This is a genomic window from Pseudomyxococcus flavus, from assembly GCF_050038885.1.
GTDB classification, from domain to species: Bacteria; Myxococcota; Myxococcia; order Myxococcales; family Myxococcaceae; genus Myxococcus; species Myxococcus flavus.
The window spans coordinates 6,746,444-6,763,458 of the sequence record NZ_CP143624.1 but is presented as its reverse complement, the minus strand read 5'-3'; the positions used below and the strand labels follow the sequence as shown (position 1 = coordinate 6,763,458).

General features: G+C 70.9%; 12 protein-coding genes. 3 read left to right on the top strand and 9 right to left on the bottom strand.

Going from position 1 to position 17,015, the window contains the following annotated elements; all coding sequences use genetic code 11:
* Nucleotides 1-19 precede the first annotated feature (19 nt).
* Both VZL07_RS28405 and VZL07_RS28400 read left to right on the top strand, forming a co-directional pair.
* Complete coding sequence (locus VZL07_RS28405) at nucleotides 20-874, top strand: hypothetical protein (protein ID WP_426750976.1); 855 nt, start codon at nucleotides 20-22, stop codon at nucleotides 872-874.
* Nucleotides 875-1,009: 135 nt separating this feature from the next.
* Nucleotides 1,010-2,368 carry a hybrid sensor histidine kinase/response regulator gene (locus tag VZL07_RS28400; protein WP_426750974.1) on the top strand — a complete coding sequence of 453 codons (1,359 nt, stop codon included), beginning with the start codon at nucleotides 1,010-1,012 and terminating at the stop codon, nucleotides 2,366-2,368.
* A gap of 46 nt (nucleotides 2,369-2,414) precedes the next feature.
* Here VZL07_RS28400 and VZL07_RS28395 read toward each other — a convergent pair whose 3' ends face one another.
* The 3 genes from VZL07_RS28395 to VZL07_RS28385 all read right to left on the bottom strand — a co-directional run bounded on the left by VZL07_RS28395 (nucleotide 2,415) and on the right by VZL07_RS28385 (nucleotide 7,733).
* Nucleotides 2,415-4,139, bottom strand: a complete 1,725-nt coding sequence (locus tag VZL07_RS28395; RefSeq protein ID WP_426750972.1) for a TldD/PmbA family protein — start codon at nucleotides 4,137-4,139, stop codon at nucleotides 2,415-2,417.
* Between the two features lie 130 nt (nucleotides 4,140-4,269).
* Nucleotides 4,270-5,589, bottom strand: coding sequence for a nucleotide sugar dehydrogenase (locus VZL07_RS28390; RefSeq protein WP_426757392.1), 1,320 nt, complete (start codon nucleotides 5,587-5,589; stop codon nucleotides 4,270-4,272).
* Between the two features lie 68 nt (nucleotides 5,590-5,657).
* A complete protein-coding gene (locus VZL07_RS28385) occupies nucleotides 5,658-7,733 on the bottom strand; it encodes an alginate lyase family protein (RefSeq protein WP_426750970.1) in 2,076 nt (691 codons plus the stop codon).
* Nucleotides 7,734-7,936: 203 nt separating this feature from the next.
* Here VZL07_RS28385 and VZL07_RS28380 point away from each other — a divergent pair, with 203 nt between their 5' ends.
* Nucleotides 7,937-8,953 (top strand): sensor histidine kinase, encoded by a 1,017-nt coding sequence (locus VZL07_RS28380; RefSeq protein ID WP_426750968.1) that lies wholly within the window; start codon nucleotides 7,937-7,939, stop codon nucleotides 8,951-8,953.
* Nucleotides 8,954-9,501: 548 nt separating this feature from the next.
* Here VZL07_RS28380 and VZL07_RS28375 read toward each other — a convergent pair.
* From VZL07_RS28375 to VZL07_RS28350, 6 genes are read right to left on the bottom strand one after another with little or no spacing between them, the layout of a single operon-like run.
* Nucleotides 9,502-12,054, bottom strand: a complete 2,553-nt coding sequence (locus tag VZL07_RS28375; RefSeq protein WP_426750966.1) for a hybrid sensor histidine kinase/response regulator — start codon at nucleotides 12,052-12,054, stop codon at nucleotides 9,502-9,504.
* Nucleotides 12,055-12,063: 9 nt separating this feature from the next.
* A complete protein-coding gene (locus VZL07_RS28370; protein ID WP_426750964.1) occupies nucleotides 12,064-12,648 on the bottom strand; it encodes a chemotaxis protein CheW in 585 nt (194 codons plus the stop codon).
* A gap of 4 nt (nucleotides 12,649-12,652) precedes the next feature.
* Entirely contained in the window at nucleotides 12,653-13,036 is a 384-nt protein-coding gene (locus VZL07_RS28365; RefSeq protein ID WP_426750962.1) for a response regulator, read from the bottom strand.
* Nucleotides 13,033-14,649, bottom strand: coding sequence for a methyl-accepting chemotaxis protein (locus VZL07_RS28360; RefSeq protein WP_426757391.1), 1,617 nt, complete (start codon nucleotides 14,647-14,649; stop codon nucleotides 13,033-13,035). The genes VZL07_RS28365 and VZL07_RS28360 overlap by 4 nt, the downstream gene beginning before the upstream one ends.
* A 21-nt stretch (nucleotides 14,650-14,670) precedes the next feature.
* Nucleotides 14,671-16,227: a CheR family methyltransferase gene (locus VZL07_RS28355; protein ID WP_426750960.1), complete on the bottom strand. Its 1,557-nt coding sequence runs from the start codon at nucleotides 16,225-16,227 to the stop codon at nucleotides 14,671-14,673.
* Nucleotides 16,224-16,787 carry a chemotaxis protein CheW gene (locus tag VZL07_RS28350; protein ID WP_426750958.1) on the bottom strand — a complete coding sequence of 188 codons (564 nt, stop codon included), beginning with the start codon at nucleotides 16,785-16,787 and terminating at the stop codon, nucleotides 16,224-16,226. Before VZL07_RS28350 ends, VZL07_RS28355 begins: the two co-directional genes overlap by 4 nt.
* Nucleotides 16,788-17,015: the final 228 nt, after the last annotated feature.

The following is a 17,015-nucleotide window of genomic DNA, read 5'->3' as shown; positions in this document are numbered from 1 at the left end:
ACGCGCCGGATGGGTGGCGGTGCTGCTCGTCCTGGCGCTGCTCAGCGGCTGCGCCCGCAGCACCCGCGTGCCGCTCGACACGGCCGCCGGCGCCACGCGCATGTCCGCGGGCCCCAGCATCGACGTCGAGTTCCAGCCACGCGATGCCCATGCGGCCGACCAGGTGCGGCTCGCCGTCGAGCGCGCCCTGCCCCGACTCCAGCGCTGGGGCACCTTCGACGACACCGTCACCATCGTCGTCCACCCCAACCACGCCGCGCTGGAGCGCGCCGCCAACCGCCCGGGCCATGACTTCCTCCGCGCCTGGGCCCGGTACGAGCAGATCGAGGTGCAGAGCCCCCGCACCTGGACGTCCCGGGGCGCCAGCCAGTCCCAGGTGGACGAGCTGCTGCTGCACGAGCTCACCCACAGCCTCATGTACCAGGTGGCGTCGGACCGGCTCGGCTGGACCCGGAAGCGGATTCCCCTCTGGTTCCGCGAGGGCATGGCCTCCTACACCGCCGAGCAGGGCTACCGCGTCTCCAGCCTCGACGACCTGGAGCACTTCTGGCGCGAGCACCCCCATGCGGACCCGCTGTCGAAGGCGGACGCGCTCTACCAGTCCCAAAGCGGCATCGTTTACGGCGCCGCCCACCACGCCTTCACCTTCCTGGTGCGCCGCTACGGAGAGGACACCGTCCGAGCGCTGCTTCACGCCATGAGCCGAGGCCCTGACTTCGACACGGCCTTCCGCGAGGCCGTGGGCCTCTCCCACGAGAGCTTCCTGCAGGATTTCCAGCGCTACGTGCGCTTGCGAGGCTTCAAGGGCGCCCGGCAGCTACGGCCCCCCCGGCCTCGCCCCGCTCGGCTCGCACCTCCGCCTACTCTCCAGTGAAGCGCCACGGCCCATCCGTGCATTTTCAAAAACTGCACCCTCGATGCATGATAGGTGTTCACCACTAGACTTCTCATTGATTGGGAATCTGGGAGTTTGGGCGTCGTCGGGCCCTGCGTCGAGGGAGCAGGCACCATGGAGCAGGAAGACACCCGGCAGCATCGGCCCGGCGCGGTGTCGAATTCACGGACGTTGCTGGAGCGGCTGAAGGCCGCCGCGGCGAACCTGGAGCGGCTGTGCTCCGAGGAGGACGTCCACGAGGCACTCCAGGACGAGGCGGCCTCGCTTCGACGGATGCATGACGAGCTGGCCGCGCTCCTCGAGCATTTCTCCCTGGAGCGAGCGCAACGCAATGCCCGGCTCCGAGAGGAGCTGGAGCGCGAGCTGCAACAGGGGCCGCTCGGCCTCGTCGTCGCGGGGATTGTGCACGAGCTCAGCAACCCGCTCGCGTACACGACGGGGAACCTCGAGTACCTCCAGCAGCGGCTGCTCGACCCCGCCCTTCCAGCGTCCCTGGCGGAGGAGTGCCGGCAGGTGCTGGACGAGTCGTTGGAAGGCGCGCGCCACATCCGCCGCGTCGTCGCGGATATTCGTGATTTCTCCCGAGGGGCCTCGGGTGGTGGCGAGACGCCCGTGGACCTCCAGGCCGTCCTGGAGCGGACGCTGCGCATGGCCGCCAGCCATCTGCGCCACCGGGCGCGCGTGGTGAAGGACTACGGCGCGAGCGTGCCACGCGTGCTGGGCACGGAGACGCGGCTGAGCCAGGTGGCGCTCAACCTCGTGCTCAACGCGGCGCAGGCCATGCCCGAGAACCGCGTCTCCGAGAACGCGTTGACGGTCGCCCTCCGGGAAGAGGGGGACGGCGTGGTGCTGTCCATCTCCGACACCGGCCGGGGCATTGCCCCCGACCTGCTCCCCCACATCTTCGAGCCCTACTTCACCACGCGGGGCGAGGGCATGGGCATGGGGCTGGCCATCTGCCGCGAATTCGTCAAGGCGCTGGGTGGAACCATCCACGTGCGCAGCGAGCCCGGCAAGGGCACCACCGTGGAGGTGCGGCTGCGGCGCGCGGAGCCGCCTGCTCCGCCCATGGCCACGAAGCCCACTGTCGCAGCGGCGCGCCCCCGCCGAATCCTGGTGGTGGACAACGAGCCTCGGACGGTGGACCGGCTCCGGCATCTCGTGCATGGCTATGACCTGGTCACCGCCGCCCACGGGTGTGAAGCCCTGGAGCGGCTGCGTGCCCGGGCGGACTTCGACGCCATCCTCTGCGACCTGGGGTTGCCGGAGATGACCGGCATGGAGTTCTACGAGCGGGTGCGGACGTCATGGCCCGGGCTGCACGAGCGCATCGTCTTCACCACCAGCGGCGTCTTCACGTCGGAGCTGCAGCACTTCCTCCAGCAGGTGAAGAACCCGCTGCTCACCAAGCCCTTCGAGCCCCAGCGCCTGCAGGGCGTGCTCGCGTCCACGGACGAGCACCTGGGACACTGAGCGCGCGGCACCAGCCCGTGCCGCGCGCCTCATGCGCCGGAGGCGGCTACGGCTTCGCCGACGGAGCCTCCAGCGCCGCCGGGCTGGTGAGGATGGGCGGCCGGTCCTTGCCCTCCATGGTGCGCTGGAGCTCCAGCTCCTGGAGCAGCATGGCAGGCGCCACCGTGGACACCGGCACGTTGCCGCTCTCCGCGCCGCAGAAGCCATTGAAGATGCCCGGCTTCTGGCCCGAGGCCAGGATGCGGTTCACGGCCGACAGCGGCGTGCCCACGATTTCCACGCCGCGCACCAGCGTCTCCTTCCCCGTCTTCACGTCCACCCGGTACACCATGCGCGGCACGCCCTTGAAGGCCTGGTAGCCATAGCTGGACGTGTTGGTGTTGCCACCGGTGATGTCGCGGATGATGAGGCCGTAGGGCTTGCCCTGGCGCTTGGCCTCGGCGATGAGCCGCTTCTTCAGCTCCGCGTCGCTCACGCCGTTCGTGCTCTCCACCAGCAGGTTCGCCATGCGCGCCACCGGCTTCAGGTTGCCCTGGCTGCGGCCATGGCCGTTCGACTGGAGGAAACCCTCCACCGGGCGGCGCCCCTGGAGGTAGTTGCGCAGCACGCCCTTCTCCACCAGCGTCACCCGCTGGCCACGCACGCCCTCCTCGTCGAAGAGGTAGTAGCCGTTGAGCGGCTCACCGTGGAGCACGCGCCGCGTGGGGTCGTCGTGGATGGAGATGAACGACGGCAGGACCTGCTTGCCCACCTGCCCCTTGAACGTCTTGCCCTCGTTGTCACCGTCCTGCCGGTCACCCTCGAGCCGGTGGCCCACCGCCTCGTGGAAGAGCACGCCGGCCGCCTCCGGGGCGAGGATGGCGGGCCCCGTGTACGGGTCGATGGCGGGCGCCGCGCGCAGGGCCAGCAGCTCCTGGATGACGTCGTCCGCCGCCTTGTTCAGGCGCGCCGCGTCCGGCAGGCCCGCTTCCGTGGGCGCATAGAAGTTGCGCGAGTTGTCCAGCAACTGCCCGTCCGGCGCTCGCGTGACGGCGGAGACGTGCAGACCGTACAGCGACTCCTCGGTGATGATGCGGCTGCCTTCCGAGGACACGAACAGCCGCGTCACCTTGTCCTTGGTGATGCGCACCTCCGAGTCGAACAGCTCCGGGTGCGCATTGAAGCGCGCGGACACGTCGCGGGCCACCTTCACCCAGCGCGCCCGGTCGAAGGGGGCGCTCATCGGCGGATCGACGTGCTTCACCGGCGTCTCGCGCGAGAAGGACGGCGGCCGCTTCGGGTCCTCCACCGCGTAGACGTCCTCGCCCTTCTTCTTCAGGTACTGGAAGAGCGCGGACTTGTACTTCTCGTCGGTGATGAGCCACAGCGCGGTGCGCAGCGCCAGCGGCGAGTCGTCCAGCGGGCCTTCCTTGCGCGACACATAGCTGGTGCCCTTGGTGGAGAAGCTGAACTCGAGCCCCTCCGCCACCGAGCTGTCGAAGTCGTAGTCGCCCACGCGCACGTCGACGTACAGCTTCCGCTCTCGGTAGCCGTCGTCCATGAACAGCGCCCCGTAGCGCGCGGAGATGGCGTGCTGCTCGTAGTCCTTGAGCTGGTAGCTCATGAAGTACGGCGGCTCATGGTTCTGCATCTTCAACTGCTGGTGGTTGCGGGACAGCTCCGCGGCCATCGCGTCGAGCAACTGCACGCGCGCGTCCGGCGCGGGCGCCGCCGCCGTCAGCAGCGCCGAGACCGCCAGCAGGGGAAACACGGGTCGAAGGAGGACTTGCACGGCCCCGACACTAGCCCATCCACTCCGGGATACGAGCAGCTCCGCGCTCACGGATGCCGCCCGAGCGGAATCCGTGAACGAGGGGCCCCCCGCCCGGAGGGTCGGTTTCCGGGCGGGCGGCAGATGACTGTCAGGCCTTCGTCACTTTCTCACGACCCTTGCTCACACCCTTGGTGGCGTTGCGCGTGTCGATGACGACCTTGGCGCGGTCCACCACCATGGCGTAGTCGATGTCCGAGTGGTCCGTGAGGATGAGGACCGCGTCGTACTGGCCCAGCGTCTCCGGCTTCAGCGGAACGGACTTCATCTCCATGTTGAAGCCGTGGCCCTTGTGCAGCTCGGGGACGTACGGGTCGTGGTACGCCAGGTCCGCGCCCTTCTCCGCCAGCAGCGTCATGACGCGCAGCGACGGGCTCTCGCGCATGTCGTCGATGTCCTTCTTGTACGCCGCGCCCAGGCAGAGGACCTTCGCGCCGTTGAGCGTCTTCTTGTTCTTGTTGAGCGCCTCCATCGTGCGCTGCACCACGTAGTACGGCATCTGCCAGTTCACCTCGCCGGCCAGCTCGATGAACTTGGTGTGGAACTCGTACTCGCGCGCCTTCCACGTCAGGTAGAACGGGTCGATGGGGATGCAGTGCCCGCCGAGGCCCGGGCCCGGGTAGAAGGGCATGAAGCCGAACGGCTTGGTGCTCGCCGCCTGGATGACCTCCCACACGTCCACGTTCATGCGGTCGCAGAGCATCTTCATCTCGTTGACCATGGCGATGTTGACGCAGCGGAAGATGTTCTCCAGCAGCTTGGCCAGCTCCGCCACGCGCGTGGAGGACACCGGCACCACTTCCTTCAGCGCGCTGCCGTAGAGGGCCGCGGCCACCTCGGAGCACTCGGGCGAGTAGCCGCCGACAATCTTCGGAATCGTCTTGGTGTTGAAGCTCTTGTTGCCCGGGTCCTCACGCTCGGGGCTGAAGGCCAGGTAGAAATCCTTGCCCGCCTTGAGGCCGTTCTTCTCCAGCAGCGGCTTGAGCACCTCCTCCGTCGTCCCCGGGTACGTGGTGGACTCCAGGATGAAGAGCTGTCCAGGACGCACGTGCGGCGCGAGCGCCTCGCCCGTCTGGATGATGTAGCTCATGTCCGGCTCACGCGACGCCGTCAGCGGCGTGGGCACGCAGATGATGACGCAGTCCATGTCCTTCGCCTTGGCGAAGTCCGTGGTGGCCTTCAGCTTGCCCGACTTGCTCAGCTCCGACAGGGGCGCGCTGGGGATGTGCTTGATGTAGCTCTCACCCTTCTCAATCTTGTCGATCTTCCGCTTGTCGATGTCGAGCCCCATGACAGGGAAGCCCGCCTCCGCGAACGCCATGCCCAGCGGAAGACCGACGTAACCAAGCCCGACCACGCCCACCTTCGCGTCCCGCTTCTTGATGCGATCCAGCAGCGGGCTGCTCACCATCACCCTCATCGTCCTCACCTCTCCTGATGCGACGTGCCGTGCAATGCGGTCACGTCCCGACCCGACACTCAGCGGAAAACGACCACCCACCTCAACCACGCCGGAGGCGTCACCTGCCCCCGGAACTCCACCGCCAGCGACGGCACCACCCGCCCGTATCCCGGCGAATACCGGGACGGCACCAACTGCGCCGCCCAGCCCTTCTCCAGCACCACCCAGGCGAGCGGAGCCCCGGCGGGGCCCAGCTCCACCACGAGCGGCTCGAACGTCACCGGCTCTTCCATCACACGACCCGCGCGTGACAGGACCTGCACGTCTGGCGCCACCACACGCGCCTGTTCATCTGGCAGATGGAACCTGCCCACCACGTCATGCCGGCCCGTGCCCACGAAGCGGTCACGTCCGGCCAGCGCGCGCTCGCCCCGGTCCAGCCGGAACGTGCGCTCGATTCCCACGGGCGCTGGCAGCCGGCGGTAGCCGTCATGCCGCACCAGCAGCCTGTCCACCGTCTTCCCGGGCACGAAGGCCACCACCCGCGCCCGGGCCTCCTCCGGCAGCGCGAACAACCGCGCCGGGTCCAGGGACGCCTGCTCCGCGCCGTCCACCTGCACCGTGTTGTGCGCCGCCGTGCCGCGGAACCAGTTCCGCAGCGCGGGCTCGCGCGTATAGGTGCCCGTGCCCGGATCCACGATGACGGGGCGCCCGTCGAGGTGGAGCTCGAAAGAGAGTTTGTCGTTGTGGCTGTGTCCCCCGACGCCGCCCTGTCCCTGCTTGCCCGCGCTGACAGTGATAACGACGCCGTCTCCGCGCAAGACGTGGAAGCCACCTTCCGGAAAGCTCACCGACGCGGGCGCGGGGGCGGGCGCCAGCGCGGCGAAGCGCGTCTGACCGGCACGGCCCAGCAGCCACGCGGCCTCGTCCACGAGCTCGCCACCGCCCAGCCCCGCGTCACCGAAGAGCGCCGCCCCCAGGCCCACGAGGTAGCCGTGCGCGTTGTCCTCGCGATCTCGCAGCGGGAAGACGCGGCCGGAGTCGTTGTCGCCAATCTGCGGCGCCAATCCCCGCTCCGAGCACCACGCGCGCACCGCGTGGAACATGCGGCGCAGCCGGGACTCGTACTTGGGCCCCAGCGGCACGCCCGCCCCGCGCGCGACGACGTACGCCAGGGTGAACAGCTCCACTGACAGGCGGTGGTAGGGAATGGAGCCCTCGAAGGAGGTGCCCTCGAGGTGGACCTGCTTCTCCATCTGCTCTCGCAGGCCGCCCACCGCCAGTGAGACGTGCTGCGGCGCCCCTGGCAGCTCTGGGAAGAGCAGGCCCACCACCAGCAGCCCCACGTAGTTGGAGACCAGGTGGTTGTTGGGCACCGCGCCCCGGTCCTCGAGGTGCGCCTCCACCCACGCCGTGTGGTCCGCGAGCGCGCTCAGCACCGGCACCACGAACTCCGGCCGGTTCACCTCGGGCGCATCCGAGAACATCACCAGCGCCTGCGCCAGGTTCGCGGCGCGCAGCGCCACCTCCATGGCGCACGTCCAGTGCACGCCCTGCCCCACGGGGTTCGCCTGCAGGAAGTCCAGCACCTGCGACACGAAGGCGCGCGACAGGCGCGTGCGCATGTCCGGCGCCGTCTCCACCCAGGAGCCCTGGCCCAGCGCGACCACGCTGTCGAGGCGGCCCATCACCCACGGGTACTTCGGATCCCTGCCCGTCGCCGCGAGCGACATGCGCTCCACCGGCTCCACCGGGTAGCGGTGACCGCTTCCCGGGTCGAGCGACCAGTCCACCGGGCGGCCCTCGCCGAAGGCCACCATGGTTCCGAAGATGTCCCACTCCTGGCGGAGCGCCGCCTGCGCGCGGGCCCGGGCGCGCTCCAGCCCACCCGGCACCGCGGCGAGCGCCTCCAACACCGACGCGCGCTGCGAGACTTCACACCAGATGCGCGAGGTGCGCTGGCCCAGCGCCAGCTCCACCAGCTCCGTGCTGTCCGCGGCCCCGTAGGCCTGGAGGAGCTGCACCTCGTCCGCACGCTCACGCCGACGATAAAGCGCCTGCCGCGCGACACCCTGGACACGCTTCACCGCGCTCCGCGCCAGGCCCCCTGGTGCGAGTCGAGCGATCGCCGCGTAGTAATCGAGAGTCCCCATTCGCCCCTTCCGCCACCCGTGCCGGATGCCGTTAGCAAGTGCCCGGCCAGTGCCTCATTCTCAGGAGTTGAGCGGGGTTGCGCGGAGGCGACGTTCCCCCTGACGGTAAAAAGTGGGGGGATCACACGCCCTGGAGGGAAAAGGATTTCCGATTCGCGAGCCCCGGTCTCCCACCCTGGGCAGCGTTGCGGCGCGTTCAGGGCGTGCCCATACCTTCCAGCGTGCTGGCAGGTGCTTGGACGGGGTGGCGCATCGAGCACGAGCTCGATGCAGGGGTGGAGCAGGCGCTCGCGCGGATCGCCGAGCGCGCGCTGAGGTGCGGAGCACGTGCGGGTTTGGAAGCGCTGGCCCAGGAGACGCTGCGGATGACGGGTGCCTCCGGGGTGGCGCTCTACGACGGCCGCGTCCGCGTGGCGGCGGCCGGGTTCGTTGCACCCGCGCGTCGTGGGTCCACGCTGGTCGTCTGGCCCGAGCCTCCCGCGGGACAGGAGGCGCGGGTGCTGTCCCGGCTGTCGGCATTCGGTGCCGTCCTCCTCGCGGCCCATGCCCGGGAGAGACACGCGGCGGCGCGGCAGGTGCATCTCCTGAAGACGCAGCGGCGATTGGAGCAGCGGGTGGCGAGCCAGGAGCAGCGGCGCTCCCGGGCGGCACACGACCTCAGGACACCATTGATGGTCATCAAGGGATACGTGGACATGATGCTGAAGGGGACGGCGGGCGGACTGGCGGCACCGATTCAACGGTATCTGGAACGGCTGAAGCGCTCGGCAGAGGACCAGAGCGCCATCATCGACCGGCGGCTCGCGAAGGTGAGCGACGAGGGGGTGGTCGACCTGCGCCCGCTGCTGCGCACGGCCTTCATCCCCGCCGCGCGTGGCCCTCGCGCGGTGGACACGGCGCTGACGCTCCCGGACCGGCCCGTGGCGGTGCCCGGCTCCCGTGATGACGTGGAGCTGCTGGTGCGCACGCTGGCGCGCGCGGTGGCCAGCTCGGGGGTGCCCGCCGCCGTGCGGGTGGAAGCCGCCGGGGACGCGGGCGTGTGGCAGCTGCGCGTCGCGCTCCGGGGGGGCAGATCAATGCCGGAGAGGACCGTCGCCACGTTGCGGCTGTTGGCGCAGCGGCTGCGCGGCGGACTCTCGTTGCCCGAGGAGACAGGCAACGGGCTCGTGGTGCACCTGCCGGTGGACGACACGGTGCCCGTGGTGCCTCGCGACGCTTGAACCTCCGGGGCGGGTGGCGGGCAACGGCTGGCACACCCGCGCCAGTGACCAGCCCCGCTCCACCTCGCAACGCCTGCCCCTCGTCGGCATGAGGCAGGCAGCAGCTGGCGCGCCAGTTCCAGCAGCCGGCCCCACTCCACCTCGCGACGCCGGCGCCTCGCCGGCATGAGGCAGGCAGCAGCTGACGTGCCAGTTCAAGCAGCCGGCCCCGCTCCACCTCGCAATGCCGACGCCTCGTCGGCATGAGGCAGGCAGCAGCTGGCGCACCAGCTCCAGCAGCCGGCCCCGCTCCACCTCGCAACGCCGACGCCTCGTCGTCAGGAGGCAGGCAGCAGCTGGAACACCCGCTCCAGTGACCAGCTCCGCATCACCTCGCGACGCCGACGCATCGCCGTCAGGACGCGGGCAGCAGCTCGCACACCAGCTCCAGCAGCCGGCCCCGCGCCTTCTCGCAACGCCTGCGCCTCGCCGGCATGAGGCAGCCAGCAACTCGCGCACCAGCTCCAGCGGCCGGCCCCGCGCCTTCTCGCAACGTCTGCCCCTCGCCGTCAGGACGCAGGCAGCAGCTGGCGCACCAGCTCCAGCAGCCGGCCCCGCTCCACCTCTCGCTTGACGAGGTAGCCGTCCGCGCCCGCTTCCAGGCCGGCGGCCCGGTCCTCGGGGCTGTCCAGCGACGTCACCAGGATGATGGGCGTGCGGTGCAGCTGCGGGTGGGACTTGATGCGCCGGGCCAGGCCGACGCCGTCCAGCCGGGGCATCTGCCAATCGCTCACCACGAGCTGACAGCCCGTGCGCTCCAGGATGCCCCACGCCTCCTCGCCATCCGCCGCCGTCACCACCGGGTAGCCGGCAATCTCCAGCAGCGACTTCATGGCGAAGCGCGTGGTGAGCGCGTCGTCGCAGACGAGAATGCGCGGCCGCGCCGTCTCGGGCGCCGCAGAGCGCGTCTCCGGCCGCGCCGCCCTCACCAGCTCGGGCGCGTTGAGCACCGGCACCACGCGGCCATCGTCCAGCACCGCCGCGCCCGCCAGGTGCCGCACGGCCCGCAGGTGACGCCCCAGGGAGCGGACGACAATCTCCTGCTGCCCCACCACCTCGTCGATGGCGAACAGCACCTTGTCCTCGCCCACCGTCAGGAGCGCGGCCGGCTGCACCTTGCCCGAGTCCAGCGCCAGCGGCAGCCGGGGCAGGCCGATGGCCTCCGCCAGCGACAGGAACGTGAGCTGCTCCCCGTCCAGCCGCGCCACCACGCGCCCCGCCACGGTGCCCACGTCGGCCGGCTCCAACCGCAGGATGCGGTTGACGCTGTCGGAGGGAATCGCGGACACCGTCGTGCCCGTCCGCACCAGCAGGCCCAGCGCGGCGGCCAGCGTCAGCGGCAGGTCCACGGTGAAGCGCGTTCCCCGCCCCGCCGTGAAGGCCACGTCCACCGACCCCTGTAGCCGCTGCGCCGTCGCCTGCACCACGTCCAGACCGACGCCCCGGCCCGAGGTCGCCGTCACCTGCTCCCGGGTGGAGAAGCCCGGCTGGAACACCAGCCGCGCCGCCTGCGCGTCCGACAGCTTCGCCGCCGCCTCGGCCGTGAGCAGGCCCCGCTTCACCGCCGTGGCGCGCACCCGATCCGGAGACAGACCGGAGCCGTCGTCCTCCACCACCACCGCGATGCGCGAGCCCCGCGGCTCCACGCGCACCGTCAGGTGCCCCGCCTCCGGCTTGCCCAGGGCGCGCCGCTCCTCGGTGGACTCCAGGCCGTGGTCGATGGCGTTGCGCACCAGGTGCAGCAGCGGGTCCTTCAGCGCGTCGAGGATGCGCCGGTCCAGCCGCACCTCGCCACCGGTCAGCTCCAGGGTGACGTCCTTGTTCAGGCGCGCGGACGTCTCGCGCACGGTGCGCCGCAGCGGCTCCAGCACCTGGGAGGCCGGCACCATGCGCAGGTCCCGCAGGTCGTCACGGGCCACCTGCGCCACCAGCGCGAGCTGCTCACCGTCCCGGTGCGACTCCTTCGTCAGCTCCAGCAGCTGCTTCTGGAGCGTGCGCATCTGCGTCACGCCCGCGCGCAGCGGCTCCAGCGCCGGGCCGCCGCCCGCCATGGCCAGCTGCGACGCCGAGCGCTCCAGGTGCATGAGCACCTCGCGCATGCCGTCCATCAACTGCCGGTGCGCCGCGCCACGTCGCGCCTGCTGCGCGCGGCCCGCCAGGAGCAGCTCGACCTGGAGCGCGATGGACTCCAGCGTCTTCAACGACACCCGCACCACCTGGTCCGAGGCCCCGCGCGATTCCTGCGCGGCCGCAGCGCCCGCTGGCCCCGGCTGCGCGGACGGGCCCTCCTCCTGCGTGGGCGAAGGCGCCGAGCGCAGCGCCTGGACGGCGCGCGCCACCGCTCCGGCCCCGCCCGCCGCCTCCAGCGCCGCGCGGAGGTCCACCAACGTGCCGGCGACGTCCGACGCGGCCAGGCCCGCGGAGTCGCCTCCCGGCTCCATCCGCGTGAAGCCCAGCGCCGCCGCCTCCGCCAGGGTGGCCACCTTCGGGACACCCGCAGCGTCCGCGGACGCCTTCAACGCCCGGGCCCGCTCCACCGCCGTGCGCACCACCGCCGCCCGGTCCGGGACGTCTGGCGAGCACAGGGCGCTCAGCGTCGCCTCCAGCTGGTCCAGCACCTCCAGCCCCTGCGCCGCGGCGCCAGAGGGTGCCCCCGAGGTGGGACTGGCTTCTGGCGCCGCGTGGCCGAGCGCCGTGAGCAGCGAGGCCAGCCCGTCCACCGAGGGCGTCTGTCCGGCGTCGCCTCGCGCCATGGCGCCTTCGATGGCGGAGAGGCCCCTCAGCATGGCCTCGACCGTGTCGCGTGGCAGCCGCTCCTCGGGATTGAAGGTGGCCAGCCCGTCCTCGATGGCGTGCACCACCTGCTCGATGTCGTCGAGCCCCAGGCTGGCCGCGGAGCCCTTGAGGCTGTGGACCAGGCGCTTGAGCGACGGGAGCAGGTCCGGCTCACGCCCCTGCGCCGGTCCCTCCAAGCCCAACACCTTCGAGCCGATGGCCTGGATCTGCTCTCGCGTCTCCGCGGAGAACACCGGCCAGATGCTGCGCAAGAGCTGAGGATCCATGGTGCGTGCCTACTCCCCATCGGGCCGCGTGGCGGACGGGCCCCCGAGCTGCTCCAGGTCCAGCACCGTCAGCCGGTCCGGCGTGAGGAACAAGAAGGGGCCGGGCGGTGGCTGCGACAGCTCCACCTTGGGCAGCTCCTTTCGCCCCTCCACGGACTCCGCCGCCAGGCCGAAGGTCTCTTCACTGTCACCCGTCTCGACCACCACCACCTTGCTGAGGTCGGACATGCCGCCGCCCTCCAGGCCCAGCAACTGGCGAAGGTCCAGCACCGGCACGACCCGCGAGCGGCTCACCAGCGCGCCCAGCACGTGCCGGGGCGCGCCTGGCAGCGAGGCGATGCCGCGCGCCTCCAGCACGTGGTCCACGTGCTCGATGCGCACCGCGTAGCGCTCGCCGCCCACCTGGAAGGCCAGCACGGAGAGCACCTCCTGGCGCTCCTCATGACGGGATTCGGCCAGGGCTCGGGCGCGCGCGCTCAGCACCTCGCGCCGCTTCTCCGGGCTCACCGCCTGCCGGCCATCCAGCAGCGAGTGCGCCTCCGAGAGCTGCCGCTTCAGCCCCGCGTAGTCGATCTTGGCGTCGTCCGTCGACATGCGCTCAGTACCGGGTCGCGGGCAGCTTCAGGATGTCGCGCACCTTCGAGCGAAGGTCGTCCACGGACACCGGCTTGTTGAGGAACGCGCTGGCCCCCACCAGCTTGCCCTTCTGTCGGCTCGCGTCGTCCTTCAGCGAGGTGAGCATCATGAACGGCGTGTCGTGCAGCTGCGGGTCCGCCCGCACCGCCGCGCACAGCGCGAAGCCATCCATCTCCGGCATCTGCACGTCGGAGATGATGAGGTCCGGCTTGAGCTCCCGCGCCTTGGTCAAGCCTTGCACGCCATTCGGCGCATCGAAGAACTCCAGCCCCCACCCCATCAGGTACACCTGCAGGAGGTTGGTGATGGTCTTCGTGTCTTCGACAATCAGCACCTTCGCGTTCATAGCTGGTACCTACCCACCAGGTCCGAGAACCGTTTCGAGAGATTGGACAGGTTGCCCGCCACCTGCTCGATGCGCCGCGTGCTCTCCACGGCGTCGCCCATGGCGGAGGTCAACTCGCCCATGGCCGTGGAGATCTGCTCCACGCCAATTGTCTGTTGACGCGTGTTGCCGGCAATCTGCCGTGCCGCCCCCGACGACTCCCGGATGACCTCCGACAGTCCGAGGATGGTGGTGCCCGCCTCGCGCGCCAGCTCCATGGCCGCCTGCGCCCGGCGGCTGCCTTCCTCCGTGGCGCTGACGGCCTGCCGGGTGCCCTTCTGCACCTCGTTGAGCAGCCCGCGCACCTGCTCAGCGGCGATGCGGGATTGCTCCGCCAGGGTGCGCATCTCCGTGGCCACCACCGCGAAGCCGCGGCCGTGCTCCCCGGCCTTCGCCGCTTCGATGGAGGCGTTGAGCGCTAGCAGGTTGGACTGCTCGGCCACGTCCTTCACCGTGCTGATGATGTCGCCAATCTGCAGCGTGCGCTCGCTGAGCTCGGTGATGGACAGGGCGATGGCCTTCACCTGCTCGCCCAGCTTCTCCATGCCGGCGACGCTCTCGCTGACCACCTTCTGGCCCTCCGCGCTGAGGGCCTCCGACTTCTGCGTCTGGGCGATGACCGAGTCCGCGTAGGACGTCGCCTGCTTGGACGTCTGGGCAATCTCCGCCACCGTGGTGCTCGTCTCGTTGATGGCGGACGCCTGCTGGTGGGCCATGGCGGACTGCTGCGTGGAGGTGGACAGCACGCCCGCCGCCTCGCGCTCCATCTCCGCCGCCGCGCCCCGCAGGTCCTGCAGCAGATGCGAGAGCGCGTCCGTCATGGCGGCGAAGCTGCGCGCCACGTCACCAATCTCATCCGAACCATTGAGCTCGATCTGCTGACGCAGGTCCCCGGAGGCGATGCCCGCCGCCGCGCGCGCCAGGCGCTCCAGGGGAACGACGAGCACGCCGGACACCAGCCACGCGACCACCAGGCAGGCCACCAGGACGAGCACGCTGATGATGGCGGTGAACCGCGTCGCCTCGCGGAGCGTCGTGCTGAGGCCTTCTTCATGGAGCGCCACCTGGAGGGTGCCCAGGTGCGTCGGGGTGCCCGGCAGCAGCACCGGCGCGGTGATTTCCAGCAGCCCCACGCCCTTGGCCATGCGCCTGCGGGACACCGAGGCCTCCCCCTCGATGGAGGCGGGCGCGTGCGCCTCACCGACGAAGCGCTCCGCGGCGGCCTCGCCCAGGAGCACCCCGTCCGCGTCGTGCACGCGCACGTAGGCCACCTCGGGGCTCAGGCTCAGCGCGCCCTGCACCACGTCATGGAGCCGCTCCGGCTCGCGCTTCGCGGCCATCAACGGCGTCACCGCCTTCACCAGCTCGGTGCTCACCGAGTCGGCGCGGCGGGACAGGTCGTTGCGCAGCGCTTCGCCCATCTGAATCCAGGTCGTCACGATGAGGATGAAGGCGACCAGTGCGCCCGTCGCGCCCGTGAGCGCGAGGATCTTCATCCGCAGGCTGAGCCTGCCCCCTGGCGCCCGGCCCGGCGGTGTCAGGTGCGTCCCTTTGACGTCCACGTTGCCTCCCACCTCGTGAGGAGCGCGCACGACTCAGCGCGCTCCGTGCCAGCCAGCCTGCTCGACTGGCGCCAGGGCCTGCCTGAGGCCCCCGGCCGTCATCGTCTCCACCCCACGCAGCGGGTGTTCATCATCCAGTCCGTCCAGCGCGCGCAGGGCGTTCTGCCGTGCCCGCTCCGCGTCCTCGCGGCGCTCCATCCGGCCGTACAACGCCACCAGCGAGGCGTGGCCCAGCGCGAGCTGCGGCTCCAGGTACAGCGCCTTGCGGACCGCCTCCACGGCGCCGTTCAGGTCCCCCCGCATCTCGGCCACCATGGAGAGGAGGAGGTAGGCCTCGGGGATCAGCGCCTTCGCGGCCTCACGTGCCAGCGTCTCGGCCTCCTCGAAGCGCCCCGCCCGCGCCGCGTCGATGGCGCGCTCCAGCGGCGGTGCCTGCCCGGACGAAGACGCGCATGCCTCCACCGCGGTATCGGACGTGAGCGCCGAGCGGCCTCCGTGCGCCCCAAGGGCGGAGGCCAGCTCGCTCGGAGACGAAGCCGCGTCCACGGCGGCCGTCGACATCCGCGCGAGCCCGCCCGGCGCGGCGCGGCCGATGGGCTCGACCTTCCCGGGGCCCCCGGGCGGCACCGGTGCAGACCGCCAGGAGGCGTCCTGCGCGAGCCGCTCCGACGTAGCGCCAGGGGCCGTGGGCCACGTGAGCGAGGGCGCCGCCGTCGCCCGCCCAACCCGTCCGCGAGCGGACCTGCCCACGCGAGACAACCCGGCCTCCACCGCCTCCGCCCGCGCCTCGCCCGGCATCGGCATCCGCAGCGCCACGCTGCCCTCGGCATCCACCATCTCCAGGCCCAGGCCGTTGGTGAGCGGCACCTCGGCGGGAGAGACGAAGAGGAGCCCACCCGGGGCGAGCGCCTCGACGAAGCGCCGCAGCACCTCGCGCGCCAGCTCCGTCGGGAAGTAGATGAGGACGTTCCGGCAGAAGATGGCGCCCAGGCCCAGGAAGGGCGCCGGGTCCACGGCCAGGTTGTGGCGGCGGAACTCGACCGCGCGCCGGACCTGGGGAACGACGGTGTAGGAATCCCCGTCCGCCACCAGGAAGCGCTTCTCCTGCTCGGGCTCGATGCGGCGCAGGGACCACGCCCCATACACGCCGTCCTTCGCGCGCTGGAGCGCCCGGCCCGACACGTCCGTCGCCAGCACGCGGAAGCGGCCCTCGGGCAGTCCCTCCGCCAGCAGCGCCATGGCGATGCTGTAGGGCTCCTCCCCGCTCGCGCAGCCCGCGCTCCACACCTGGAAGCACGGGGATGCATGGGACTGCGCCAGCCGCGCCACGGTGCGCAGGTGCTCCGGGTGGCGGAAGAAGTACGTCTCTCCAATGACCGCGTGCTCGATGAAGCACTCCACCGCCGCGGACTCGCGCAGGAGCAGCCGGCGCAGGAAGGCCTCTGGCTCCAGGTCCCGCGAGCGCGCGGCGCGGCCCAGCGCCGTCTCCAGGGAGCGGCGGAGGCTGCGCGCCAGCGTCACGCCACAGGCCGAGCGGAGGACCTCCTCGACCCGGAGCAGCGTCGCGTCATCGAGCACGCCCTCGCTCACGGCGCCTCCGGGCTCACCAGCACCGCGGACGTCCGCAGCAAGGGGCGCACGCCTTCGGGCGTCCGGCACAGACCCGCCATCAATCCGCTCGCGTCCCACGGCAGCGGCGCCGACCCGTCCGGCGTCCCATCCACCAGCACGGGCGCCTCCACCAGGTCCCGCACGCGGTCCACGAGCAGCGCCACCGTCCGGGCACCGCCACAGACGACCAGGTGGGCATCCAGCGAGGCCTCCCGCTTCACCCCCAGCAGCGCCGCCAGGTCCACCACGACCGCAGGGCTCCCCCGGTAGACGAAGGTCCCCGCCACATGGGCCGGCGCCCCGGGCAAGGGCTCCAGCTCCACCAGCCTCACCACCTCCTGCACGGACTCCGTGTCCATCAGCGCGCTGGTGCCCGCCGCGTCCACCGTCAGGTACATGCCCGGCAGTCGCAGCTCACCCGCCAGCGACGTCAGCTCCTGGCGCAGTCGGGCCTGCTCCGCCTCAAGCTGGCGCAGCCGCTCCTCGACAGAGAGACGGCGCGACTGCGCGACCGTGGGATTGTCTGGTGTGTCTGCCATCAGGGGAACTCCCGCCGCTCATTGAAGCGCGGGATTGGAGCACGCTAGTCCGTCAGACAAAGAAGCGTCAATGCGGGCTAACCGGCATCCACTCTCTCACGTCCGACGCATGATGGCGGCAACGGAAGGAATCAGACGTGCTGGATCGGACAGCCCCCTGGTGCGTAGCCGACCGCAGATATGGTTTGATGAAGTACGGCGACACTTCTGGAGAACCGATGTTGCTTG